At 42.0% G+C, this 21,936-nt stretch carries 29 protein-coding genes and 1 riboswitch; of the genes, 12 read left to right on the top strand and 17 right to left on the bottom strand.

Annotation, left to right across the window (positions count from 1 at the left end; all coding sequences use genetic code 11):
• Nucleotides 1-278: 278 nt before the first annotated feature.
• The 10 genes from ACDZ29_RS16465 to ACDZ29_RS16420 form a co-directional block, all read right to left on the bottom strand.
• Complete coding sequence (locus ACDZ29_RS16465; RefSeq protein WP_353957894.1) at nucleotides 279-434, bottom strand: hypothetical protein; 156 nt, start codon at nucleotides 432-434, stop codon at nucleotides 279-281.
• A 141-nt stretch (nucleotides 435-575) separates the two neighbouring features.
• Nucleotides 576-971, bottom strand: a complete 396-nt coding sequence (locus ACDZ29_RS16460; protein WP_289324043.1) for a hypothetical protein — start codon at nucleotides 969-971, stop codon at nucleotides 576-578.
• Nucleotides 972-1,143: 172 nt separating this feature from the next.
• Nucleotides 1,144-1,788: a sulfite exporter TauE/SafE family protein gene (locus ACDZ29_RS16455; protein ID WP_214743531.1), complete on the bottom strand. Its 645-nt coding sequence runs from the start codon at nucleotides 1,786-1,788 to the stop codon at nucleotides 1,144-1,146.
• Between the two features lie 21 nt (nucleotides 1,789-1,809).
• Entirely contained in the window at nucleotides 1,810-2,625 is an 816-nt protein-coding gene (locus ACDZ29_RS16450) for an urease accessory protein UreD (RefSeq protein WP_289324041.1), read from the bottom strand.
• The gene (gene ureG, locus ACDZ29_RS16445; protein ID WP_370014172.1) at nucleotides 2,622-3,239 is read right to left on the bottom strand and encodes an urease accessory protein UreG; all 618 of its coding nucleotides are present in this window, start codon (nucleotides 3,237-3,239) and stop codon (nucleotides 2,622-2,624) included. Before ureG ends, ACDZ29_RS16450 begins: the two co-directional genes overlap by 4 nt.
• Before the next feature lie 49 nt (nucleotides 3,240-3,288).
• The gene (locus ACDZ29_RS16440) at nucleotides 3,289-3,975 is read right to left on the bottom strand and encodes an urease accessory protein UreF (RefSeq protein ID WP_375088181.1); all 687 of its coding nucleotides are present in this window, start codon (nucleotides 3,973-3,975) and stop codon (nucleotides 3,289-3,291) included.
• Nucleotides 3,968-4,414 (bottom strand): urease accessory protein UreE, encoded by a 447-nt coding sequence (ureE, locus tag ACDZ29_RS16435; RefSeq protein WP_289324038.1) that lies wholly within the window; start codon nucleotides 4,412-4,414, stop codon nucleotides 3,968-3,970. The genes ACDZ29_RS16440 and ureE overlap by 8 nt, the downstream gene beginning before the upstream one ends.
• Before the next feature lie 9 nt (nucleotides 4,415-4,423).
• Complete coding sequence (gene ureC, locus ACDZ29_RS16430) at nucleotides 4,424-6,133, bottom strand: urease subunit alpha (protein WP_375088180.1); 1,710 nt, start codon at nucleotides 6,131-6,133, stop codon at nucleotides 4,424-4,426.
• Nucleotides 6,134-6,137: 4 nt separating this feature from the next.
• Entirely contained in the window at nucleotides 6,138-6,452 is a 315-nt protein-coding gene (locus ACDZ29_RS16425) for an urease subunit beta (RefSeq protein WP_375088179.1), read from the bottom strand.
• Between the two features lie 12 nt (nucleotides 6,453-6,464).
• A complete protein-coding gene (locus ACDZ29_RS16420) occupies nucleotides 6,465-6,767 on the bottom strand; it encodes an urease subunit gamma (protein ID WP_289317572.1) in 303 nt (100 codons plus the stop codon).
• 328 nt (nucleotides 6,768-7,095) lie between these two features.
• On the opposite strand from ACDZ29_RS16420, the gene ACDZ29_RS16415 reads away from it, so the two are divergent.
• On the top strand, nucleotides 7,096-7,548 hold the full coding sequence (locus ACDZ29_RS16415; RefSeq protein ID WP_370014169.1) for a DinB family protein: 453 nt from the start codon (nucleotides 7,096-7,098) through the stop codon (nucleotides 7,546-7,548).
• Between the two features lie 197 nt (nucleotides 7,549-7,745).
• Complete coding sequence (locus tag ACDZ29_RS16410) at nucleotides 7,746-7,898, top strand: hypothetical protein (RefSeq protein ID WP_375088178.1); 153 nt, start codon at nucleotides 7,746-7,748, stop codon at nucleotides 7,896-7,898.
• A 154-nt stretch (nucleotides 7,899-8,052) separates the two neighbouring features.
• Here ACDZ29_RS16410 and ACDZ29_RS16405 read toward each other — a convergent pair whose 3' ends face one another.
• The 6 genes from ACDZ29_RS16405 to ACDZ29_RS16380 all read right to left on the bottom strand — a co-directional run bounded on the left by ACDZ29_RS16405 (nucleotide 8,053) and on the right by ACDZ29_RS16380 (nucleotide 11,410).
• Entirely contained in the window at nucleotides 8,053-8,307 is a 255-nt protein-coding gene (locus tag ACDZ29_RS16405) for a transcriptional regulator SplA domain-containing protein (protein ID WP_370014166.1), read from the bottom strand.
• Nucleotides 8,308-8,447: 140 nt separating this feature from the next.
• Nucleotides 8,448-9,314, bottom strand: coding sequence for a Cof-type HAD-IIB family hydrolase (locus ACDZ29_RS16400; protein WP_370014165.1), 867 nt, complete (start codon nucleotides 9,312-9,314; stop codon nucleotides 8,448-8,450).
• Nucleotides 9,315-9,462: 148 nt separating this feature from the next.
• The gene (locus ACDZ29_RS16395; protein WP_034314741.1) at nucleotides 9,463-9,819 is read right to left on the bottom strand and encodes a YlbF family regulator; all 357 of its coding nucleotides are present in this window, start codon (nucleotides 9,817-9,819) and stop codon (nucleotides 9,463-9,465) included.
• A gap of 73 nt (nucleotides 9,820-9,892) precedes the next feature.
• Nucleotides 9,893-10,390, bottom strand: coding sequence for a DUF445 family protein (locus tag ACDZ29_RS16390; protein ID WP_375088177.1), 498 nt, complete (start codon nucleotides 10,388-10,390; stop codon nucleotides 9,893-9,895).
• The gene (locus ACDZ29_RS16385) at nucleotides 10,362-10,817 is read right to left on the bottom strand and encodes a DUF445 family protein (RefSeq protein ID WP_375088176.1); all 456 of its coding nucleotides are present in this window, start codon (nucleotides 10,815-10,817) and stop codon (nucleotides 10,362-10,364) included. The genes ACDZ29_RS16390 and ACDZ29_RS16385 overlap by 29 nt, the downstream gene beginning before the upstream one ends.
• A gap of 386 nt (nucleotides 10,818-11,203) precedes the next feature.
• Nucleotides 11,204-11,410: a hypothetical protein gene (locus ACDZ29_RS16380; RefSeq protein ID WP_289324030.1), complete on the bottom strand. Its 207-nt coding sequence runs from the start codon at nucleotides 11,408-11,410 to the stop codon at nucleotides 11,204-11,206.
• Between ACDZ29_RS16380 and ACDZ29_RS16375 the strand changes: the two genes are divergently transcribed.
• The 6 genes from ACDZ29_RS16375 (at nucleotide 11,409) to ACDZ29_RS16350 (ending at nucleotide 16,659) form a co-directional block, all read left to right on the top strand.
• Complete coding sequence (locus tag ACDZ29_RS16375; RefSeq protein ID WP_289324029.1) at nucleotides 11,409-12,461, top strand: YheC/YheD family protein; 1,053 nt, start codon at nucleotides 11,409-11,411, stop codon at nucleotides 12,459-12,461. The genes ACDZ29_RS16380 and ACDZ29_RS16375 overlap by 2 nt on opposite strands.
• A gap of 16 nt (nucleotides 12,462-12,477) precedes the next feature.
• Nucleotides 12,478-13,548, top strand: a complete 1,071-nt coding sequence (locus tag ACDZ29_RS16370) for a YheC/YheD family protein (protein ID WP_289317579.1) — start codon at nucleotides 12,478-12,480, stop codon at nucleotides 13,546-13,548.
• 3 nt (nucleotides 13,549-13,551) lie between these two features.
• Complete coding sequence (locus ACDZ29_RS16365; RefSeq protein ID WP_375088175.1) at nucleotides 13,552-14,919, top strand: YheC/YheD family protein; 1,368 nt, start codon at nucleotides 13,552-13,554, stop codon at nucleotides 14,917-14,919.
• Nucleotides 14,916-16,112 (top strand): YheC/YheD family protein, encoded by a 1,197-nt coding sequence (locus ACDZ29_RS16360; RefSeq protein ID WP_375088174.1) that lies wholly within the window; start codon nucleotides 14,916-14,918, stop codon nucleotides 16,110-16,112. Before ACDZ29_RS16365 ends, ACDZ29_RS16360 begins: the two co-directional genes overlap by 4 nt.
• A gap of 63 nt (nucleotides 16,113-16,175) precedes the next feature.
• Nucleotides 16,176-16,379, top strand: coding sequence for a YheE family protein (locus tag ACDZ29_RS16355; RefSeq protein WP_289327251.1), 204 nt, complete (start codon nucleotides 16,176-16,178; stop codon nucleotides 16,377-16,379).
• A gap of 91 nt (nucleotides 16,380-16,470) precedes the next feature.
• Nucleotides 16,471-16,659 carry a hypothetical protein gene (locus ACDZ29_RS16350; RefSeq protein ID WP_061461991.1) on the top strand — a complete coding sequence of 63 codons (189 nt, stop codon included), beginning with the start codon at nucleotides 16,471-16,473 and terminating at the stop codon, nucleotides 16,657-16,659.
• Between the two features lie 275 nt (nucleotides 16,660-16,934).
• Here ACDZ29_RS16350 and ACDZ29_RS16345 read toward each other — a convergent pair whose 3' ends face one another.
• The gene (locus tag ACDZ29_RS16345) at nucleotides 16,935-17,759 is read right to left on the bottom strand and encodes an MBL fold metallo-hydrolase (RefSeq protein WP_375088173.1); all 825 of its coding nucleotides are present in this window, start codon (nucleotides 17,757-17,759) and stop codon (nucleotides 16,935-16,937) included.
• A gap of 286 nt (nucleotides 17,760-18,045) precedes the next feature.
• Nucleotides 18,046-18,150, top strand: a riboswitch (SAM riboswitch).
• 67 nt (nucleotides 18,151-18,217) lie between these two features.
• Between ACDZ29_RS16345 and ACDZ29_RS16340 the strand changes: the two genes are divergently transcribed.
• From ACDZ29_RS16340 to ACDZ29_RS16325, 4 genes are all read left to right on the top strand, one after another.
• Complete coding sequence (locus ACDZ29_RS16340; protein ID WP_375088172.1) at nucleotides 18,218-19,234, top strand: methionine ABC transporter ATP-binding protein; 1,017 nt, start codon at nucleotides 18,218-18,220, stop codon at nucleotides 19,232-19,234.
• Nucleotides 19,221-19,889, top strand: coding sequence for a methionine ABC transporter permease (locus ACDZ29_RS16335; protein ID WP_289317585.1), 669 nt, complete (start codon nucleotides 19,221-19,223; stop codon nucleotides 19,887-19,889). The genes ACDZ29_RS16340 and ACDZ29_RS16335 overlap by 14 nt, the downstream gene beginning before the upstream one ends.
• Nucleotides 19,890-19,941: 52 nt before the next feature.
• Entirely contained in the window at nucleotides 19,942-20,763 is an 822-nt protein-coding gene (locus ACDZ29_RS16330) for a MetQ/NlpA family ABC transporter substrate-binding protein (RefSeq protein WP_289324023.1), read from the top strand.
• A gap of 64 nt (nucleotides 20,764-20,827) precedes the next feature.
• Nucleotides 20,828-21,934: an iron-containing alcohol dehydrogenase family protein gene (locus tag ACDZ29_RS16325; RefSeq protein WP_375088171.1), complete on the top strand. Its 1,107-nt coding sequence runs from the start codon at nucleotides 20,828-20,830 to the stop codon at nucleotides 21,932-21,934.
• Nucleotides 21,935-21,936: the final 2 nt, after the last annotated feature.

Genomic DNA, 21,936 nt, shown 5'->3' with positions numbered 1-21,936 from the left:
GGCAAACTCGATCAAAATCGAGTTTACCTACTGTTTTTTTATGGCTTGTACATTTGATTGGAAGTCTCGCACCTTCCGCTCCAATCAACTTTGTTACAAAATTTAGATAGAAACCATACCTGAGGAGTTGAAGGTATTGCTTTGGGTTAAATATAATAAACGTGTTCTATCCCCAATATTTCCCTTTGAGCTTTTCTAATCTTGGATTAAGTTTATGTAATCAACCTTTTCTGGTTCATTTAATTCGCATTTAATATGGCGTTTTGATGCTAAAATAACTAAACCTTCAACGGGATATGCAACGTCTTGGTGAGCATAAAATATTCAGATTCGACTATTACACCACCCTCTGCTTCTACTTCCCCACTTGTCAAAGCACAGCTTAAACATTCAACTTCCACCGTTTTTCCATTAGATAAAGTAATTTTCCTCATAAGTCCCTCTAAAGTTTACACCTTAAAAATCCGGCTACGTTAAATAACTCTAACTCTGATGATATTCGGGCACATGAGAGTTCTAAATACAATATAAAGATGCTTGTCTGGAATTTTGAAAGTACGGATCTCCTCCTTTCATTAATGCAGCAGTCTTAATATAGTTTCAGAATCCTTTCTATTTAACTGTACATACTGGCTATGTTCATCCTTCGTCAATTCTACAATATTTTCATCAGTATTTACCCAAACATAAAATACAGCTATTTTACCCTCGCTTTTTTCATCATTAAAATAAAAGATGAAGTCCGCCTTAGAATGATCCTTTTCCAATGTAAATTCTTCCCAATCAGCATTTTTTACTATTTCTTTTGTTTTTTCTGTTTTCCCCATTTCTATCTTTTCTTTATATGCTTCGAATTTGTAGTTTTTCCCTTCATATTTTTGAATGGAAATATGTTCTTGCTTTGTTGTACAACCTGCAGTTAACGTTATTGCTAATAGGCTAAGTGCAAGCAGGAATGGTTTCCTTTTCATTAAATGCCACCTCCTCATACCTAAGTGGATTAATTATCCAATATATTTCATTATACTAGTCCACCCAAAAGAGTTATAGCAATGTTTATTGATTTATTAGCAGCAAAAAAACCCTCAAGCTTTTGACTTGAGAGTTCCTTCCCCCGGTATCCCTTGGGATGATAGCCTGCATTCAACCAAACCAAACAGAAAATAGTTCCTCGTTGATGCCCAGATTGTACATATAATAGATACCGAAAACTGTGCTTATCACACCAGTCAACCGGATGAGTGAACGATTGACTTTTTTGGAAGAAGAACTTGTGACAAAGGGGATGCTTAAAATCGTGGTGAACAGAAGCATGCCTATACAAGTACCTACACCAAATATGATAATGTAGATTGCCCCCTGCCACGCTGCATCTATCGTACTCATAGTTAGAAGGACCATTGCAGCACTGCCGGCAAGTCCGTGGACAATTCCCACTAACATCGATTTCAGATAGGTAGCCCGGCCTGTATGGTCATGCTGCTCAGTTTGCTTCCAAGAAAAAATCGTCGTGATACCTAAATACACCAACATGATTCCCACAAGAAATTCCAATGACATTGCCCAAGCTTCCGGAATTTCGTTTTTCAAAAGGATCAGGATGACACCGAACACCAAAAGAGTAAGTGTATGGCCGATTCCCCAAAATACGCCTGCAAGTGAAGATTTCCATATTTTCTTGCTTTGGCTCGCAATCGTAGAAACGGCAATGATATGATCGGGCTCCAGGGCATGCTTGATGCCTAATGCAAATCCAATCGCCAAAACCAGCAATAAACTCATTTCCATAAAACCCCTCCTTTCCCTTTGCTAATATTTACGATAAAAGATTGCATCCTCCCGCAGGACTCTCCTTCGGAATAGATCCTCACAAACAGAAAATACCTTTTCTATCTGTTGAGTTTGATTTGCTAATATCCGCAGTATGAAACCACGTATTGGCAGCCGGGAAAAACCTATTCTAACATTGCTTCTTAACGGGGAAAGCATTTCATCCAGTTCGTTAATGATTTCCCCATCCACCTCTTCATGTATCAATAATAATGAGCCAAAATGACTGTATCCTTCCAATAAGAGCACAGAGTCCATCTCGTCTGAAGGATTCAGAAGCAAGTGGTCCATTATCAGCCTTTTACCATCATGGAACACGTTTAGTTTGGAGCGGATCCAATCATATGTAAATTTCGTCTTACTCTCTGACCATCCCGGTGTAAATATATCCGTCAGCAACAATCCCGCCCCGCTTTCCATATGTATCGTCGTATCCTGAATATATCGAGCAGATTCATAGGCAATTACAGGGTCCTGCACATAGGTAAGAAAACTCCCCTTTTTTAATACCAGCTCGGTTTCCTGCACTGCCGGCTCATCCATCGTTTTGTATATCTTTGTCGCAGACTGTGTTGTCAACGTCATTGTAGCCCCTTCTTCCAAACAAAAAAGCTGATGGTACTTGTCACCACCTACATAGCCGCCTCCAACATGAATGAGAAAGTAGGTAGGTGAAAGTTCATCAAGAAACACAGGACGGGACAATTTGAATGCCCCGTCATAATAAGTATCCTTCACTATTGTACGATCATTTTTCAGTACCGCCTTTAAGCGAATGCTGCCTGTCCAACTCAACGCTCAAGTCCTATAAGAAATGCCTCTGACTTTATCCAGTTCACGACATCAGTCAATCCCTTTTCGTCTTTTAAGTTAGTAAAAAAGAAAGGTTTATCCCCTCGGGTCGTTAATGTATCCCTCTCCATCACTTCCAGACTTGCTCCTACATACGGGGCCAAGTCCGTTTTATTAATGATGAATAAATCCGATTTAATCATTCCCTGGCCACCTTTCCGGGGGATTTTCTCCCCTTGTGCGACATCAATGATATAGATGGAAAAGTCAACGAGTTCAGGGCTGAAGGTCGCCGCTAAATTATCACCGCCGCTCTCCACAAAAATCAAATCCAGTTCCGGATGGAGTTCCATCAATTCATCAATGGCTGCAAAGTTCATCGAAGCGTCCTCACGTATCGCTGTATGCGGACAGCCGCCAGTTTCCACACCGATGATGCGATTTTCAGGAAGTACACCATTTTTCATTAAAAACAGCGCATCTTCTTTTGTATATATATCATTCGTTACAACTGCCATGCTGAAGTCCTTTTCCATTACCCGTGTCAGCTTCTCGACAAGCATCGTTTTTCCGGCACCAACCGGGCCGCCTACACCTATTTTGACTACTTGTTTCATCTATATCGATTTACCTCCATATGAGATAAATCTGTCACCTCTTTTCTGGTTAACTCATGAATAGTCTTACATGTAATTGCTCATGCCTCATTTGAGCGATTTCCAATCCCGGCAGTGTCCGTCCGAGTTCATCCTCCGGAAGTCCTTTAATGAATGCAACAGCTGTCTGGATAATATCATGTGTCCATAATAAGAGGGATTGTCCAGCTGTCTGACCCAAAGGGATTCCTCTTACTGCATTTTGGATCAACGAGGATACGCCTGCATACAAACAGGCATGAATGGCCATTTCTACGGTAATATTCAGTTCGGTACATACAAGCGCAAATACAATGGCCGGATGTCCATAACATTGTTTTCCTTGGATTTTCTTCAAGTATGCCGATAACTCTTCGGACGGATATAAGTTCGAGCATAGTTTAGCCATCTGCTGTCCAATTCTTTTCGAGGCCTCCCTGGATTCCCGGGCCGAACATACGGCATAAAGCTTCTCATCCAGATCCCATATTCCTTCAGCCCTATGACTACTTACGAATTCATATGCAAGCCGGCACCCCAGTCCATCTGTATAGGTTAAAGATTTTGTAATGTAAACCTTCAAAAACGCCTTTAAAGAAGCTGCATCATGTACCTTCCCTTCTTGAATGTAGGTCTCCATCCCGAATGAATGGGAGAACGACCCAGAAGGAAAATTGGAATCACAAAGCTGGATCAACGGAAACAAACGTTCAATCATGTGAATGGCCGATGTGACGGAATGCCTGCTTCACCTTTCTCTTTTCACGGCGAAACGGTATATCCAGTTCCATTAAAAGCTCTTCCACCAGGTAATCATATTGCACAAGCATTTCATCGCCATCAAACTGGGCAGGTAAGTGGCGATTTCCCAATTGATGCGCTATATCGCCCATCTGCCCTAGGGTTGTAGGCATGATCGTCAAAATATCGTCATCTATCGTATGGATCACAATCATATTATTTTCATCCATATAAAGGATGTCCCCATCCATCAAATCCTTGTTTTCTTTAAGGCGTATCCCAATTTCATTTCCATGATCCGTTTTAACCCTTAGTATCCGTTTTCTTAATGCATCGCTTTCCAGATAAACCTTTTCCATATGCTTCGCCTTTTTTTCAATAAACTCTATATTTCCCAATACTTCTTCAACTATCATGCCATCACCTCAGAATAAAAAGTATCGTTGCGCCATCGGCAGGATTTCCGCTGGCTCACACGTAATTAAATCACCATCCACCGTCACTTCATATGTTTGCGGATCAACTTCTATAACGGGGGTCTCCCCGTTTAACTGCATATCTTTTTTTGTAAGATTGCGAATGTTCGAGACAGTCTTCACTATTTTTTTCAACCCAAGGTCATCATGAATTCCAGCTTCATATGACGCTTTTGACAGGAACGTAATCGACGTACTCGCAACGGCCTTTCCAAAACTTGCAAACATCGGGCGATATAACACGGGTTGCGGCGTTGGAATCGAGGCATTCGGATCCCCCATCATACTGTGCGCAATCATGCCCCCTTTTAGAATCATGTCCGGTTTAACCCCGAAAAAGGCAGGATCCCATAGCACCAAGTCCGCGAATTTCCCTTCTTCCACAGATCCGACGACATCAGAGATTCCATGTGTGATTGCAGGATTTATCGTATATTTTGCAACATAACGCTTAACACGGAAATTGTCTCCTTCCCCTGCCTCCTCCAACATTTTGCCACGCTGCTTTTTCATCTTATCGGCTGTCTGCCATGTCCGCAGGATAACTTCACCTACACGGCCCATTGCTTGGGAATCGGAGCTGATCATGCTAAAAACGCCCAGGTCATGCAGAATGTCTTCAGCGGCAATCGTCTCTTTTCTTATCCGGGAATCGGCAAAAGCGATATCTTCCGGAACGGATGGATCTAAATGATGGCATACCATCAGCATATCCAAATGCTCTTCCAACGTATTGATCGTGTATGGACGGGTAGGGTTCGTCGAGGACGGGAGAATATTGGGGTAACTAGCCGCCTTGATGATATCAGGGGCATGTCCCCCGCCCGCTCCTTCGGTATGATATGTATGAATGACACGGCCGTCGATGGCTTTGATCGTATCCTCGACGAAACCACCTTCATTTAGCGTGTCGGAATGAATCGCCACTTGAACATCATATTCATCTGCCACTATTAAACTAGTATCGATCGCTGCAGCCGTCGTACCCCAATCTTCATGTAATTTCAACCCGATCGCACCAGCTTCTATTTGTTCAACAAGCGGTTCTTTGGCCGAAGAATTGCCTTTGCCTAAAAAACCAAGGTTCATAGGGAAATGATCTGCCGCTTCGAGCATTTTATGTATATTCCAAGCTCCCGGAGTACAAGTCGTGGCATTCGTTCCCGTTGCAGGTCCGGTTCCCCCGCCGATCATTGTCGTGATCCCGCTTGATAGTGCAGTCTCGATTTGCTGCGGGGCAATGAAATGGATGTGGGCGTCAATCCCTCCGGCAGTAACGATTTTTCCTTCAGCTGCAATTATTTCGGTAGCGGCTCCTATCACCATTGTCACCCCATCCATCAATAGGGGATTTCCCGCTTTTCCGATAGCTGCAATATTTCCATCTTTCACGCCGATATCCGCCTTATAAACGCCGGTATAATCGATGATGATCGCGTTGGTGAAAACAAGATCCATCACTTCATCTCTTGTAGCGGTTGGATGTTGCCCCATACCATCACGGATTACTTTACCCCCGCCAAATTTCACTTCATCACCGTACTTTGTAAAATCCTTTTCCACTTCTATGAAAAGCTCGGTATCTGCCAATCTAATTAAATCTCCTGTTGTCGGACCAAACATGTCGGCATATTGCTTACGTGACATTTCATGGCTCATATTTTCACTCCTTATCAAGCGGACCATTCGTTTTATTGCTTAATCCATAAACTTCCCTCTTGCCGCTGAATGGAACCAGCTCGATTTCCTTCGCATCCCCCGGCTCAAAACGGACAGCTGTACCGGCAGGAATGTTTAGTCTTTTCCCAAAAGCATCCTCACGATTGAACTCCAGTCCAGGATTCACTTCATAAAAGTGAAAGTGTGAGCCAATCTGTATCGGACGGTCGCCCCTGTTGATGACAGTTATGACCGTTGGACTTTTTCCCTCGTTACATATGACCGGTTCTTTTTTCAAGATATATTCACCTGGTATCATGGAATTCCCCCTTTACTGAATCGGATTATGAACTGTCACAAGCTTTGTACCGTCCGGGAACGTCGCCTCAACTTGAATATCATGAATAATCTCTGGGATCCCTTCCATAACATCTTCACTGGAAAGAATCGTCCTTCCAAATTGCATCAATTCCGATACGGATTTCCCATCCCTGGCCCCTTCCACAATTTCATAGGTAATCAGGGCAATGGATTCCGGATAGTTCAATTTCAAGCCTCGATCTTTTCGCCTTCGTGCCAAATCTGCCGCCACTACAACCAATAACTTTTCCTGTTCTCTTGCTGTTAAACGCATACCCTCTCTCCTTTTACCAATCTATACCGTTAAAATACCTACCCCTTAAGTTCGGCTGCAACTCTTTCAATGCACCGTTTCAATCAATTACCATTATCCGATCCAACATTCCGTTCCTTAACTTTACATAGTTATGTAAGTTTACCTAACATTATTTTAATTATAATAAATTATCTGACAATTACAACCCTTAAAATGAAATTAATTGTAAATTGATAAGCCTTCCCCTTTTGAAAAGACTTATCTAAAATTTGATAATATTGAAATATCCTTGCTATAATTTCATGAGATAGTGTTTTGAAAAAAAGGATTGAAAGGGGAATGTAAAATGAATTATGTGAAAAATCAGTTGACAGCCATGCGCAGCAATCTTTTAAAAGAAATAGAGGGTATCAATCCAGAATTTATGGATGTGCAGCCTGAAGGTTTTAATAATACGATCCATTGGCACCTTGGACATGTTCTTACTGCAGCGGAAAAATTTTTATTGAACTCCAACAGTAATTTGCCAGAGAATTACGGCCAGTTATTCGGATATGGATCAAAACCCGCCGACTGGACCGGGGATGTACCATCCGTTGAAGTTTTAAAGCAACAACTGCAAGAACAACTTGGTCGTCTTCTTGAAATTCCGGAGGAACGATTGACAGAAAAAGCTGCACAACCTTTCAACGGAATGGAAACAGTTGGAGAATTCATTAATTTCGTAGTCCTGCACGAAGCCAATCATATAGGACAAATTCACGCAATGAAACTCTTCATTAAAAAATCTACTAACTGATTTATCCACAAGCTGTCACTCTATTTTTCTTGAAAAATGAGTGACAGTTTTTTAGATTTAAGTCGGCAACTTACCAGTCAAATATGTTGTTTTAATCACCAAAGTTTCCTGACATGTGAGTATGGGTGCGTTTACTCGTAAGTTTGAAGCAAATACTCGTGAGCTTCCGGCTTTTACTCGTGAATTGAGCATTACTCGTGAGCTTCCGGCTTTTACTCGTGAGTTCCGGGCTTTTACTCGTGAGTTTCCGGCTTTTACTCGTGAGTTCGAGCGTTACTCGTGAGTTCCGGGCTTTTACTCATGAGTTTCGAACGTTACTCGTGAGTTCCGGGCTTTTACTCGTGAATTGAGCATTACTCGTGAGTTCGGGACTTTTATGGGGCAAATCCATGCAATGCTGCGTGTGTTCGATGCTTCAAGCCAATAAACAAATGAAAGCCCCCACTTTAAAGCAGGGGCTTTCATTTGTTCATTCTCTCCCAGTACAGAGAAGTAAACACCACTTCAAGACATCTGATCGTGGTTATCCATATAATCACTGTATGCTTTTTCCGCAGCGGCTTCCGAAGAGAACAAAGCATCATCATCCTCAATCGTATGAAATGTTTCGTTCAGGAATAAGGCTACTGCATTGGGATCTTTTGGATGTGGGACAATTTCCGCTGCCCTTATATTCGAAACGGTAGGAACATGGGGATTATTATAAATTACAAACACCTCGTCACCGACTTGTACTTCTTTCGCATTGATAATACCCATTGAATTTTGAATTCTTCCTTTCCATTACTGATTTTCCTTTAGTTTATGGAAAGTTGCTTAGAATTATTTATGAAAAATAACAGCCTTGCAAAGCGGCATAATGTGAATGAGGCCCCTTCCATATGAAGGAGCCCCACCATTCACTTAAGCATATTCATCTTCTGCAGAAAATCGATTGGATGCTGTTTCCGGAAAAATTCCCTAAGCATATAGGCAACACCATCTTGATCATTGGAGCGCGTCACCCATTTTGCCACTTTCCTTACTTCCTCATCCGCGTTGCCCATGGCAACACCCAGACCGGAACCCGCAATCATCTCCAAATCATCCAATCCATCTCCAATCGAGACGATTTCCGTTCTTTTCACCTCTAAATGATCAGCTAAATACAATACACCGCTCCATTTGGAAACGCCCTTTGGAACAATTGTCAGCTTATGGCCCGGATGTAAGATTGCATCCACCTCTGGGAACATTTCCTTTATCAATTTCAGCATTTCATTTCGATCACTTTTTTCTGAAAATATTATGTCCATTTTCGTCGGGGCCATCGGATTGTCAATAAGCTCTTCACTGATATCATCCACATAATTTTGAGCATAAATATTTTGATCATTCAAATACATAACCGTTTTGCCAAGCAAATTCTCCGGGAGGTTCACCCGATTGCCCAGCGAGTATTTTTCATGAATGAGCAAAATTTGGCATGTGGTCTTTTCAAGCATTTGCACGAGTTCTGCAGTCAGTTCTTCAGAAATTCTTTTTACCATAATGGGCTTTTCAATGGAAGCTCCGACAAACGCTCCTTGTTGAGCAACGATCATCGGATTTATTTTTAGGGCTTTGGCCACTTTTTTTGCTGAGTGATAGTTTCTTGATGTCACAAGTGCAACATGGACACCTTTTTGGTGTACATAATCGATTGCTTCTTTTGTCGATTTATTTAAACGTCCATTTGACTGGAGCAATGTCCCGTCGATATTGACCGCAAGTAGACGATATACCATGCTGATCTCCCCCATCTGTAATATCCTCTTTAAAATTTATGACTAAAATTTAGAGAGTAGAACAAATAGTAGTTCACACCCCTTGCATACGGTACATTTCGGGAACAAAAAAAACTCCCAACCATTATAGAAGGGAGTCTCCAACTGCTTATTGCTGTTGTTCAGGCAAGCCATATAAATCTTCAAGCGGCTTCATGATAATTTTATTGAGGTCTGCGATGACCATGCTCATACGCTGTTCAGCTTCCATCAATTGTGAAATGGTTGGGTTTTGTTGGACAAGCTGTACCGTCTTTTGTGCTTGCTCAACCTCTTCTGGAGCAATCTCCTGTCCCATCATTTGCTTTTGCTGCAATGACATTTGAAGATTACGGAAGTTTTCAAACATTCCTTTTGTTGCTTCATCTGAATTCACAAGATCATATAAGCGTTGCAAGTCCGCATATTCATTACTTGCCCTAATCGCCTTTTCCATTTCATACGCTGCATCATATACGTTACTCATGTATTTCCCCTCCCGGTAATCATTGTATTCCTACACCTTTTCCACTATAACAAATCCGATTGCGAATTACACGTCATCCTATCAAAACAGTTACGAAACCTTGAAATAATCCGATGATTCCACCAAGTAAGGCCCCAAGGTATGTGATCATCGACAATTCCTTTTTAGTGATGTAAACGACCATGTCCTCATGCCGGGACACCGAAAATGACGAAACTTGCTCTTCCACGAAGATCGGGACACCCTTTTCCACAATGCTGTTCGAAAAATTGGCATTCAATTCACGAACCGGGTTATTCATCATACCAGCGAGAGGCATCATTTCTGCCGTTTTTTCTTTAATCCATTGTTTTATCGTTTCCTTACCAATCATTCCCTCGATTTTCTCTACATCCCATTTCTCGAGATTTCCCCACTCTTTCACCATCATCACTGACAATGTATCAATTGTTCGAGATTGTTCTAAGAATTTAATGATTTCCGGTTGGATCTTATCAATTAACTTTTCGTTTCCAATGAACATCTGAATTAAATTGATCAGCTTACTTACCCCGTTCCTTGAAAAAATCATCCAACATATCTTCAAGACGGCTTTTGCCTTCTGCACTGCCAAAATACTCTTTTCCCTTTTTCACGATGAAACGTGACAAATCAGGAATCGAGTCGAGGGCTTTTTGCTGAATGTGAGACGGGACGATATCCTTCAGGCTCTTGCTCCGATTCTCTTCCGACCATGTTTCATATTTACCAAGAATGAATGCTTGTAACCTCTGGTCTAACGTGAATGACGAATTCTTCATTCCCAATTGATCAAGCAATTTAGTTACACTTTTTTCCGTGGACAATGCTTTCTTTACTTCTGCCTGAACAAAAATTTTCATATTCTGTATAGAGGCATCATTGATGACTTTGCTTTGAATGCTATCTAGGGTGATTAAATGATCAACCACCAATTTGCCTAACTGTTTGGCTAACTCATCCTGCCGCTTCGGAATCAACCCTGGTGTCTACGGCAACTGTTTCCAGAAAATATAGATTGGTTTATAAGGTCTGAACAGCATTCTGATAGCTAATAAATTAGTGAAGCCACCTATTACAGCACCTACGACGACCATAAACAGTATCTTTACCCAAAACTCACCCATGAAATTTCTCCTTTTATTGCTTAAATAGAGGCTTGATGACACCTTCTAATTAAAAAAACATAGAATGTGTTATCCACATTTGCCCATCATTAAATTATAAAAGGATATCAAACTTAGTGCAAACGGGGAATTATTATGAACCTTAACCATCAGAAAGTTTTCATTACGGTAAATCCCGCAGAGACTAGAAAGAAGGCGCTACTGTTTATCGAAGAAAAACTATTTGAGGAATGGGGCCTTCAATTTGGAGAACCCTTGACGATCATGGCTGGATGCCGTTCGGTCCCGGTACTTGTCCAGCCGTTCCCGTCATCCCAGCCTACATTGAAACTTTCATATGATATGAACCAAACTTTATCCTTACCCGTTTTATCCGATCCAATCTCCGTCTCATACCATGCGGAGGGACGGTCAATTAAAATAGGCCCGTTCTTCGCTTCACTCATGAACCAGACTCCCTTGCAAGACGGGACATTCGGCGAGATGGAAAAATTTTATCAGGAAATGAAATCATATTGTAATCAGCAGGGCGTCCCCTTCTATTTAGTAAAATTGCAGTCTCTTCAAGATGGAGTTGTGGAAGGCTACCTGCCAGGGCAAGATGGCTGGCAAACCTTGCCCCTCCCCATTCCTGATGTTTTTTATAACCGGATACACTCGCGCAAACTTGAGGAATCGCATTCTTTCAAGCTATTTAAAACTGAACTGGAGGAACGGTCAATACCGATGTTCAATGGAAGGTTCCTCTCCAAACATGATGTACATGAGCTGCTAATCTTAGAAGATGACCTGTTGCCAAATTTGCCAGAGACGATACTTTTTAACCAAAAGGAATCTTTCTTGACATTTATAGAAAAGCATTCGGTAATCTACTTTAAACCCACATCAGGCAGCCAAGGCAGGAATATTTGCAGATTAACGCAAGTGGCTGAAAAATGGAAAATCGAGCAATCCGGGCATCTCCAAGATGTACATTTTGCTGATACGGATGAAAAGTTGTACGAAACCTTAAAAATATTTTCCAGAAAACAAGCCTTCATTCTTCAAAAAGGGATTTCCCTATTCGAAACCGATCAGAGAAAAGTTGATTTTCGCATACTTCTTCACCGGAACGATCAGCTTGAATGGAAAGTTTCATCAATGGTTGCCCGGATTGGAGACCCTGGTACTATCGTTTCCAATCTTGCACAAGGCGGATTGATGAAAAATGGGCCGGATTTTCTAAAGGAAGCATTTGACCTTCAGGACGCCAGCCGCATATATCAAAAGCTCGTACGGCTGGCTAACAACACTGCCCAGGCCTTGGTCGAAAACCATGACGATTCATTCGGTGAGCTAGGTATCGATTTAGCACTGGATACCGATAGCCATCCATGGATCATCGAAGTGAATTCAAAACCTTCGAAAAAATTTCATGGCAACTATGAAACGTTTCGTCCATCAGTAAAATCCATCATAGATTTCATGCTTGCCCTTAACCGCGAAAACCATCGATAAAAGGAGTTGCTAGCACGTGTTAATAGGATTAATGGCCGCGTCGGATACACATGAAAACAACTACTTCACCGAAATAGCCAAAAACGCTAAATCATTTAATATGAAAGTTTGTAAATTCTCACCGGAAAATATTGATATGGATCTGAAAAAAGTGCGCGGCGAGCGTTTTGATGCCGAGAACGAAACTTGGATCACCACATCTTTTGATTTACCTGATTTTGTATATGATCGCTGTTTTCACGGATTAGTCCGTGAGTCTACGGAAACACGACACAAAATCGATTGGTTAAAAGAAAACTCGAATTTCTTAGGGCTGGGCCTTCCTGGTAAGTGGGAAGTGTACCAAATCCTAAAAAACCATCCACACCTGCAGGCATTTTTTCCAGAGACCGTAAAAGTGACGACACCTGAAGATATTACCGGTCATTTGGAACGCCTGGATAAAATCATCATCAAACCTGAATTCGGTGCAGGTGGTACAGGAATCTATCTTCTTTCAAAAACCGAAGACGGGACCTTGGTTTCCATGACGAAAAAGGGCACCAAATATGACCGCCAATTCTCCTCCAAATCTCAGCTTAACAAATGGCTGCAGCATTTATTAAATCGATACCGTTACCTCTGCCAGCCATATTTGGAACTTCGCAACCAAAATAACGAGCCATTCGATTTACGGATCTTACTTCAAAAAAACGAGAAGAATCAATGGATGGAACGGGGACGCGGAATTCGTACGGGACAAAAGGATGGAATTACCTCAAATCTTGCCACAGGCGGGGAAGCCATTTCATTGGATACTTTCAACAAAAGGAACCCGGAAACGTTTTCGAATGCTGTCGAACAAAAGATTCAGCATATCCTTCGCACCCTGCCCGTAAAAACCGAAGCTGTCTTTGAAAGGTTATTCGAGTTGGGGATTGATCTAGGCATCGATAAAAAAGGCCAAATATGGATAATGGATATTAACTCGAAGCCCGGAAGGAAAATCATTCAGGCACTTCAGCCGGAGACCATGAAAGATATTCATCGCGCACCGTTTCAATATAGCCAGTATTTAGCCGAACATCTTCAGAAAGCAGGTGAATAGAAAGTGAGAAAGACTTATCCTGCCGAAATTGCCGCTATCCCTGGCAATGTTCTCTACTATCCTTCAGAGCTTGGAGATTTGGCAGAGATTGAATTAATTTATTTCGGACGACATTCATGTCCTGCCATCGTCAAACAAAACCCGGCCGTCAATCAATCAATCGTCCTATCGGAAAGTCTTGCGGAATCGCTTATATTCGATCATACCGATATTCCCCTTCATTTATTCATATACGGCAAGAGCATCCATATCGGACCGCTTGTCGGAATCTTTTCCTCAGGATTCACCGGCCTTTCAAACAAACCATTAGGGGAGAGAACGGAATTTTTCGCAAAGCTCCTTTCGCTTAGCAGGACCACAGGCTGTATCCCCTTTGTTTTTGGAGAGAATGTAATCAATTGGGATGAGGAGACAATCAAAGGTTATGTGTTTGATAACGATGACTGGCACATTAATGAATTTCCTTTTCCTAATGTCATCTATGACCGTCTCCCAAACCGGTTGACGGAAAACCGCGATGGACCCAAAGAAGTGAAGCAGAAATTTCAAAAAGAATATACCATTCCATGGTATAATCCTGGTTTTTTCAATAAATGGGATGTAAATGAAAGGTTATGCGCAGATGAGCGGGCACTGCCTTATTTGCCGGAAACGTATCCATTTCAATCCATGTCCGTGGTGGAAACCCTTCTTTCGCATTACCGTCAAGTTTATATAAAGCCCATTCACGGCAGCCTCGGTCTAGGGATTCACCAAATTCTTTATGATAAGCATGAGGATGTTTACTATTGCCGCTATACAAATGAAGCAAAAGAAAATAAACTGCAAAAGTTTTCCACTTTGGAAGCCATTGTTAAACATATTTTTCACGACCGGCCGCTTGAGAACCTTATCGTGCAGCAGGGCATCCCATTAATTCGATCTGAAAAACGTCCAGTGGATTTCCGGGTCCATACGAACAAGGACAGTAATGGAAAATGGCAGGTGTCCGCGATTGCAGCAAAAATCGCTGGTGCCGGTAGCGTCACGACCCATATTAAAAGCGGGGGTGTCATCAAAACGGTCGCCGAATTGTTTGGAGATGACGATGAAGCGAAAGAAGTCGAACGAAAGCTATCGGAAGCCGCACTGATTCTAAGTGACAGTATAGAAAAGAACTTGGACGGCATCATTGCAGAAATAGGATTTGATTTTGGATTGGATAAAAAAGGGCAGGTTTGGATGTTTGAAGCCAATTCCAAACCTGGACGTTCCATCTTCTCCCATCCAAAACTCAAGGATTTCGAACTGCTGACCAGAAAGCTCAGCCTTGATTATGCCATTTACCTTACGGAACAGATGATTACGAAATCAATCAGTGTGCCGCGATGAACATTTTTTACGATATCCGCACTGAAAATTGGCACCACACTCATGAGAATGCGGATCTTTTCGCCGGGTCTGCCAAAGAGGAGATCAGCTATAAAAAGGACCATTCGAATCACCCCCTAATTCCTATCACCATATTTCCAGGTAACCGGATGCTTGTCGTCGGAATACTGACTGTTTCCAATCCCAAAAAGGAATCAGGTTTGGGTGGAAACCTGACCCTTTTTCGGGACCTATCCTTATATTTATTGGAACACGGGATTTTGACTTATGCTTTCACAGGAAATGCCCTGCATTCCGAGTCGTTGAGAGGGTATGTTTTTTCCTCCACTTCAAACAAATGGATCGAGTGTAAGATGCCCCTCCCTGACATCGTCTATAACCGTATCCCATCGAGGGGCTATGAGGCTTCAGAAGAATTCCAGCGTCTCATCAACCACTTTAAAGAATATCGAATGAACCTTTTCAACCCTTGTTTTATAGATAAATATGTAATGTTCGAAGCATTAACGGAAGACGGGGCCCTCACCACTCACCTCCCCCCCACCATGATCCTGCGGAACAGCGATTGCTTGGATGCTTTCCTCGAAACCCACAGGCATATTTACCTTAAACCATGCAAAGGAAGCCAAGGGAAGGGCATTTATACCATCATCAAAAATCCTGATGAGACACTTTTGTTCAATAGCCTAAAGCATAGTGAGTCCTTTCCGGATTTCACTTCATTCTGGGAAACAAAAAAAAGGGATTTATTAAAAAGAAGCTACCTTGCTCAAGAGGCGATCATACCGAAAAAAATTTTTGGTCATCGTTACGATTACCGAATTCTCGTCCATTATGAAAAAGGTTTTTATAAAGTGACCGGCAAAGCAGTAAGGATGTCACAAACTCAGGAAATCACCACCCACACTCCCCGAGGGGGTAAGCTTTTTCCTTATCAAGACCTGCAATCAAGAAGCTTGAATCAAAAATTAGCGAATATCGCCCAAAAATGCGGTGAGACTCTTTCGAAAAAAATCGGGTTTCTCGGAGAATTTTCCATTGATGTAGGGGAAGATGAATCGGGTTCGCTCTTCATATACGAAGTGAACTCAAAACCCATGCAGTTCGATGAAGAGGAAATTGAAGCTAACCGGCTTTTGCATTTAAAAAATCTTTTCATTGAATTGACTTTTTCCAACCTGACAATAAAATGACACCTCCAGCTGCCGTTTTACATTATAATGATATGAAAGACAGCATATATGGAGGTTATACATATGATCACCCATTTTCAGTGGGCACCACTGCATAAGAATCTGCCAGGATGGAAAATTTCATTTTATTTCAAAAAGGAGGCAATCAAAGCCTTATACCATAAAGATGGTTCCATCGAATGGACAGCCAACCCACCTTCCGAAACAGATGAAACCCAACTCAAAAGCATGATCCATGACTTAATGGTCTACCATGTATATGAATGAGCCCTTTCCCCTTTTTCATTCATTAACCCCCTGAACGGAATAAAAATCCCTCCTTTGCCTAAACTAAAGAAAAGGCTAGGAGGGATTTATTTTGGATAAAGAAAAAATGACATTTTTGAAGGATACCGAATATGATGGCAAGGATTCCGTTTTCCTCGATATCGACCGAATAATCAATGAAGGAATGGCAGGCGGAAATGTGTATGAAGTCGCTAACCTTCAGAACATCGAGGAAGCACATGATTTTTATGATGAAACAGATCCCAATATCAATAAATAAACACTCGTGGGCTCCCTTTTTGGGGAGCTCCACTTAAAAAAAGTGAACTTTAGTTCATGCGTCATATTCCCCACTATCAAATGTTTTTTTATGTAAAGCACCCCCTCCATAAAAAACAACTTCCCGGATGGAAGTTGTTTGAGTGCAAACTAAATATTACAACATGCTGTCTTCTTGCCTTTTCCAATTCCCGCATTCTATCCCCCGTAGGCATTTGGCATTATGCTAAAAGCATTAATATCAGAGCTCGTCCTTTCAATATCTATTGTTAATATTCAAATAGTTCCATTCTCTCTGGCATTCAAAACATTTTCGTTTAATATCGAAGTTATGATATGCTCTGAATCCCATTCATGTTCAGATATCTCGATAAGGGGATAGCGATTCGGTAAAACGACTTGCTGGATTTCATGGACTGTATGCCCTTGATCATGTAAGCGTAAAATTTCACCTTGGAGGTTTTCCAAATAATCGAGTTTTTTTCGAAACATTTCCTTTCCGTCAGGCACATGTCCAGCATGGCAGCAAAACACTTCCCCAAAGTCATATCGGAGTAATTTTTTTATGGAATCGATGATGATCGGGACAGACTCTTCCCGTAAGATAAGCTTTGTTTTTGGTGTTACGAAAAGGTCTCCTGAAAAGAGCATGCCAGTGCTGTGATTCAAATACACCATATGGTCCTTCGCATGACCAGGGGTAAAAATCGGCTCCCACGTTTGGGTGCGGGAATGAATGGCCTTGCCTAGCGGCTCAGCCTTAAAGGCGTCTCTTTTTCCCCAAAACATTTTACGATATTCAGGATATTCAGCATCCTTCGCACAAGCATCAACCGACATCGGATGAATGAATATCGGAACCTTTTTATGTTCCTTTATCCAGGCAGCGCCTCCCGTATGGTCTTCATGATAGTGCGTCAGGGCAACTGTTTCGAAGTCTGCGGACTCATAGAATGGAATAAGTCCTTCCAATAAAATCTGTGCGCCAGTATCTATCAATAGCCCATCCGTTAAAAAAACATAGACACTCATCCCCGACTTGATCCCGTCAGGAGTCCCGTGCACACAAACCACATCATTTACCGTCTTAATCTCTATCATGCATTTCCACCCCATCATTGTACAAAAATAGTTTTTTCTCCCTTTTTCACTTTATTATAATAAATGTATTATCTCTTTACCCTTTTGACAAGGAAATAATGGAATATTTGGATGTAAAAGACGGATTATTGACTAAGAGCCCTTTTGACAGGAATGGTTTTAATGAACCGCACGGAACATTATCGAAAAAAAACTATCACCAAATCACAGAAACGATTGACATTGTGGAATTTTACAAATATTATAGATTATATTATAAAACTTGAAATATTCTAAAATAATAATTTACTTATCAAGAGTGACGGAGGGATCAGGCCCTGTGATGTCCGGCAACCGCCCTTCGGGAACGGTGCCACTTCCTGCAGAATGTTTGCATTCTGAAAGATAAGACGAGATATAATTTCGCTGCCTCTTTCTGAATGATAGAGGCAGTTTTTTATGTTTAAGGGGGAAGGATCATGATTGAAATCTGTTCAGTCCGAAAGGAATACATCACGAAGAAAAACCGAGTTATCGGAGTGGATAACGTATCTTTAACCATTCAAAAAGGCGAAGTGTATGGAATTGTCGGCTACAGCGGAGCTGGAAAAAGCTCATTACTCCGCTGCTTGAATTTGCTTGAACGTCCGACAGCTGGAAATATCATCATTGACGGCATTGATTTAACCTCTTTATCAAGTAAAGAGCTTCGTAAACAACGTCAAAAAATCGGAATGATATTTCAACACTTTTCCTTGGTCAGTTCAAAAACCGTTTATGAAAATGTCGCTTTCGCCTTAAAGGCCGCGCATCAATCGAAGGACGCCATCAGGTTACGTGTATTGGAATTGCTGGAAATCGTAGGTCTCAGTGATAAAAAAGATGTCTATCCGGCACAGCTTAGCGGTGGACAGAAGCAACGGGTCGGCATAGCCCGGGCCTTAGCAAATGACCCCACCGTACTGTTATGTGATGAAGCGACTTCAGCCCTTGATCCAACAACAACAAAAGCGATTTTACAGTTATTAAAAAAGATAAGCAGGGAGCTCGGGATCACCATCGTGTTAATTACACATGAAATGGAAGTGGTCAAAGAACTATGCCACCGAGTCGCCGTCATGCAGGATGGGCGGGTAATTGAAGAAGGTTCCGTTTATGAAATATTTTCACAGCCAAAGCAGGAATTAACGAAGCAATTCATCAGCAGTGTATTGGATTTCGAACTTCCCTCACATTTGATTGAAGAAAGTAAAGGAACGATTATTAAAATTCAATTCGAAGGGCAAACCGCCGGTGAATCGATTCTCTCCGACGCTCTCCAATCCCATTCAGTAAAGGGGAATATCCTGCACGGTAAAATTGAGTATATTCAGGATGTCCCTTTAGGCATCTTGATCATTGAGTTAATCGGTGAGGCCGCTGAAATTCATTCGGCATTGGAATATATAAAAAATCGTTCCAATTCTGTGGAGGTGTTAAAACATGTCATTTCTTGATTCCATCGTCAATATTTTACCTGATCTTAATAAAGCCTTCCTTGAAACAATTTATATGGTCGGCGTTTCCCTTGCGGTAGCCCTTCTGATAGGTTTACCACTTGGAGTATTGCTGTTTACGACAACTAGGAATTTATTCTTTGAAAATAGCGTCGTGAATCGATCACTCGGTTTCGCAGTCAATATTGTCCGTTCAATCCCGTTCATCATTCTCTTGGTCGCCCTCCTTCCTTTAACGGAACTGCTTACTGGATCGACGATAGGGCCAAGAGCGGCTTCTGTTTCCCTGTCCGTATCCGCGATACCTTTTTTTGCAAGGATCGTGGAATCGGCATTACGTGAAATAGACAAAGGAGTGATTGAAGCTGCAATTGCCGTGGGGGCCACTCCATGGATGATCATTAAGGATGTACTTCTTCCGGAGGCAAAACCGGGAATCATTCAGGGGCTGACATTAACGACCATTTCACTGATCGGTTACTCAGCAATGGCAGGGACAATCGGCGGAGGGGGAATTGGTGACCTGGCCATCAGGTACGGTTATTACCGTTATGACAACACGGTCATGATCACGACGATCGTCGTGTTGATCTGCCTTGTACAAATCATTCAAATGGTTGGTGACAAAGCCTCATACTTAGTTAACAAACGATAGAATCAGTCATTTTTTCAATGATTCAATACATATATTTCAGGAGGAATTTCAAATGAAGAAGATAGCTTCGTTATTATCAGTCTGTGCACTTGCCCTTGGCTTGGCAGCTTGCGGAAGCGATGATGCATCCCCAAAAACTGAAGACAAAAAAGAATTGAAGATCGGGGCGACTACCGGGCCATACGCCGATATGGTTAAAGAAGCAATCCAGCCAGGTCTGGAAGATCTCGGTTACAAAATAGAGATCGTAGAGTTCACCGACTATATCCAGCCGAATAAGTCGCTTGGCAACAACTCGATCGACGCCAACCTATTCCAGCATAAAGTGTACATGGATAACTTCGCTAAAGAAAATGATCTAACGCTTTCCGACCTTATCATAGTTCCAACAGCACCAATGGGCATATACTCGAACAAATATAAATCGTTGAAAGAAATTAAAGACGGTACATCCCTTGCATTGCCCAATGATCCGGTTAACCTTGCACGTGCACTTAAAGTGCTGGTGGATGAAAAATTGATCGAGGTTGACCCAGATGTCGACCCTTTAAAAATTTCTGAAAAGGATGTAACGGAAAATCCAAAAAACATCCAATTCAAGCCATTGGAATCCGCTCAATTGCCCCGCGCAACAGACAGTGTTGACCTATCAGCTGTCCCTGGTAATTTCGCTCTCGCAGCGAAAATGGACCTCCAGGATGCCCTTGTTTTAGAAAAGATGCCAGATATGTATCGAAACGTTGTTGCAGTGAATACAAAAGATGTAGACGCTCAATTTGCCAAAGATATTAAATCAGTAGTGGAATCCGCCCAGTTTGAAAAAGTGATCGATAGCAATTTTGCCGGATTCGGAAAACCAGATTGGATGAAATGATCAAATAATCGAGGCCTGCTTTCCCTTTTCAGGGAAACAGGCCTTTACATTAAGGAGAACGAATATGAATACCCTACTGGAAGTCCGCAGCGGCCCAGCCTATTATGCCTGTAAAGCTAATGTCCTTGAAACACTGGAAGCAAAACTGAGTAAAGCGAACATTCGTAAAGTGCTCGTTATTCATGGAAGAAAATCATGGAAAGTTGCAGAACCATTTTTTCCTTCTTTCGAAAATATTGAGACGATCTTTTTCACATACGACGGGGAATGCAGTGACCCGGAAATTGAACGCGTCAAGAAGTCAGCTCTTGAACAAGGTGTGGATGCATTAATCGGCATTGGAGGCGGTAAGCTGCTCGACCTCGCCAAATCGGCCGGAAACTCGCTTCAAAAGGAAATCATCCTCATTCCAACCCTGGCTTCCACCTGCGCTGCCTGGACACCGTTAAGTGTCATTTATGATGATAATGGTTCCTATGTCCGCTATGATATTCATGAAAAAAGCGCTTGGATGTTATTTATCGAACCGGGAATTCTATTGGATTCGCCTATTGGCTTTTTACGGGCAGGAATCGGCGATACATTGGCGAAATGGTATGAGGGCAATGCCTTGGTCGAAAAACTTGCCACAAAGTCCGTTTGTATTGAATTGGCACATATGGCCGCAAGGCAATGTCAGGAAGTTTTATTGACATATGGCGAGGAAGCCCTAGCGGATTTGGAAAAGGGCAAATGGACAGACTCACTAAAGCGTGTAATTGAAACGAACATCATCACCAGTGGTCTAGTTGGCGGCTTTGGTGACCAGTACCTGCGCATTGCCGGTGCCCACTCCATTCATAATGGCATGACTTCCATCACGCAAACGCATCATTTACTTCACGGGGAAAAAGTGGCATATGGCATTTTAGTCCAGCTTATGTTGGAAGGGAAATTCTCAGAAATCAAACAATTAATTCCATTCTACCAGGCGCTTAAACTGCCTATGACATTGTTTGATATTGGTCTGACGGTTGAACATAGGGCGGAACTTCAAGAGATTGCAGCCCACTCTGTCAAAGAAGGGGAAGGCATCCATCTTCTTTTCCCTGATATTAACTGGGAAAAAGTGACAGCAGCCATAGAAAACCTTGAAGTCCTCACAACCCACGCAAGCACATCCATGGACTGAAA

This window comes from Peribacillus sp. RS7, from assembly GCF_041956845.1.
Taxonomy (GTDB): Bacteria; Bacillota; Bacilli; order Bacillales; family DSM-1321; genus Peribacillus.
The sequence above is the reverse complement of the archived record's forward strand: the minus strand, read 5'-3'. Positions and strand labels throughout refer to the sequence as shown.

Bases quoted from the DNA above. Each gene is read 5' to 3' on its own strand.
- ACDZ29_RS16465 (WP_353957894.1), bottom strand. From the start codon at position 434: ATGAGGAAAATTACTTTATCTAATGGAAAAACGGTGGAAGTTGAATGT.
- ACDZ29_RS16460 (WP_289324043.1), bottom strand. From the start codon at position 971: ATGAAAAGGAAACCATTCCTGCTTGCACTTAGCCTATTAGCAATAACG.
- ACDZ29_RS16455 (WP_214743531.1), bottom strand. From the start codon at position 1,788: ATGGAAATGAGTTTATTGCTGGTTTTGGCGATTGGATTTGCATTAGGC.
- ureG (WP_370014172.1), bottom strand. From the start codon at position 3,239: ATGAAACAAGTAGTCAAAATAGGTGTAGGCGGCCCGGTTGGTGCCGGA.
- ACDZ29_RS16440 (WP_375088181.1), bottom strand. From the start codon at position 3,975: ATGATTGAACGTTTGTTTCCGTTGATCCAGCTTTGTGATTCCAATTTT.
- ureE (WP_289324038.1), bottom strand. From the start codon at position 4,414: ATGATAGTTGAAGAAGTATTGGGAAATATAGAGTTTATTGAAAAAAAG.
- ureC (WP_375088180.1), bottom strand. From the start codon at position 6,133: ATGAGCCATGAAATGTCACGTAAGCAATATGCCGACATGTTTGGTCCG.
- ACDZ29_RS16425 (WP_375088179.1), bottom strand. From the start codon at position 6,452: ATGATACCAGGTGAATATATCTTGAAAAAAGAACCGGTCATATGTAAC.
- ACDZ29_RS16420 (WP_289317572.1), bottom strand. From the start codon at position 6,767: ATGCGTTTAACAGCAAGAGAACAGGAAAAGTTATTGGTTGTAGTGGCG.
- ACDZ29_RS16415 (WP_370014169.1), top strand. From the start codon at position 7,096: ATGAATTATGTGAAAAATCAGTTGACAGCCATGCGCAGCAATCTTTTA.
- ACDZ29_RS16405 (WP_370014166.1), bottom strand. From the start codon at position 8,307: ATGGGTATTATCAATGCGAAAGAAGTACAAGTCGGTGACGAGGTGTTT.
- ACDZ29_RS16400 (WP_370014165.1), bottom strand. From the start codon at position 9,314: ATGGTATATCGTCTACTTGCGGTCAATATCGACGGGACATTGCTCCAG.
- ACDZ29_RS16395 (WP_034314741.1), bottom strand. From the start codon at position 9,819: ATGAGTAACGTATATGATGCAGCGTATGAAATGGAAAAGGCGATTAGG.
- ACDZ29_RS16390 (WP_375088177.1), bottom strand. From the start codon at position 10,390: ATGATTTTTTCAAGGAACGGGGTAAGTAAGCTGATCAATTTAATTCAG.
- ACDZ29_RS16375 (WP_289324029.1), top strand. From the start codon at position 11,409: ATGAACCAGACTCCCTTGCAAGACGGGACATTCGGCGAGATGGAAAAA.
- ACDZ29_RS16380 (WP_289324030.1), bottom strand. From the start codon at position 11,410: ATGAGTGAAGCGAAGAACGGGCCTATTTTAATTGACCGTCCCTCCGCA.
- ACDZ29_RS16360 (WP_375088174.1), top strand. From the start codon at position 14,916: ATGAACATTTTTTACGATATCCGCACTGAAAATTGGCACCACACTCAT.
- ACDZ29_RS16355 (WP_289327251.1), top strand. From the start codon at position 16,176: ATGATCACCCATTTTCAGTGGGCACCACTGCATAAGAATCTGCCAGGA.
- ACDZ29_RS16345 (WP_375088173.1), bottom strand. From the start codon at position 17,759: ATGATAGAGATTAAGACGGTAAATGATGTGGTTTGTGTGCACGGGACT.
- ACDZ29_RS16340 (WP_375088172.1), top strand. From the start codon at position 18,218: ATGATTGAAATCTGTTCAGTCCGAAAGGAATACATCACGAAGAAAAAC.
- ACDZ29_RS16335 (WP_289317585.1), top strand. From the start codon at position 19,221: ATGTCATTTCTTGATTCCATCGTCAATATTTTACCTGATCTTAATAAA.
- ACDZ29_RS16330 (WP_289324023.1), top strand. From the start codon at position 19,942: ATGAAGAAGATAGCTTCGTTATTATCAGTCTGTGCACTTGCCCTTGGC.
- ACDZ29_RS16325 (WP_375088171.1), top strand. From the start codon at position 20,828: ATGAATACCCTACTGGAAGTCCGCAGCGGCCCAGCCTATTATGCCTGT.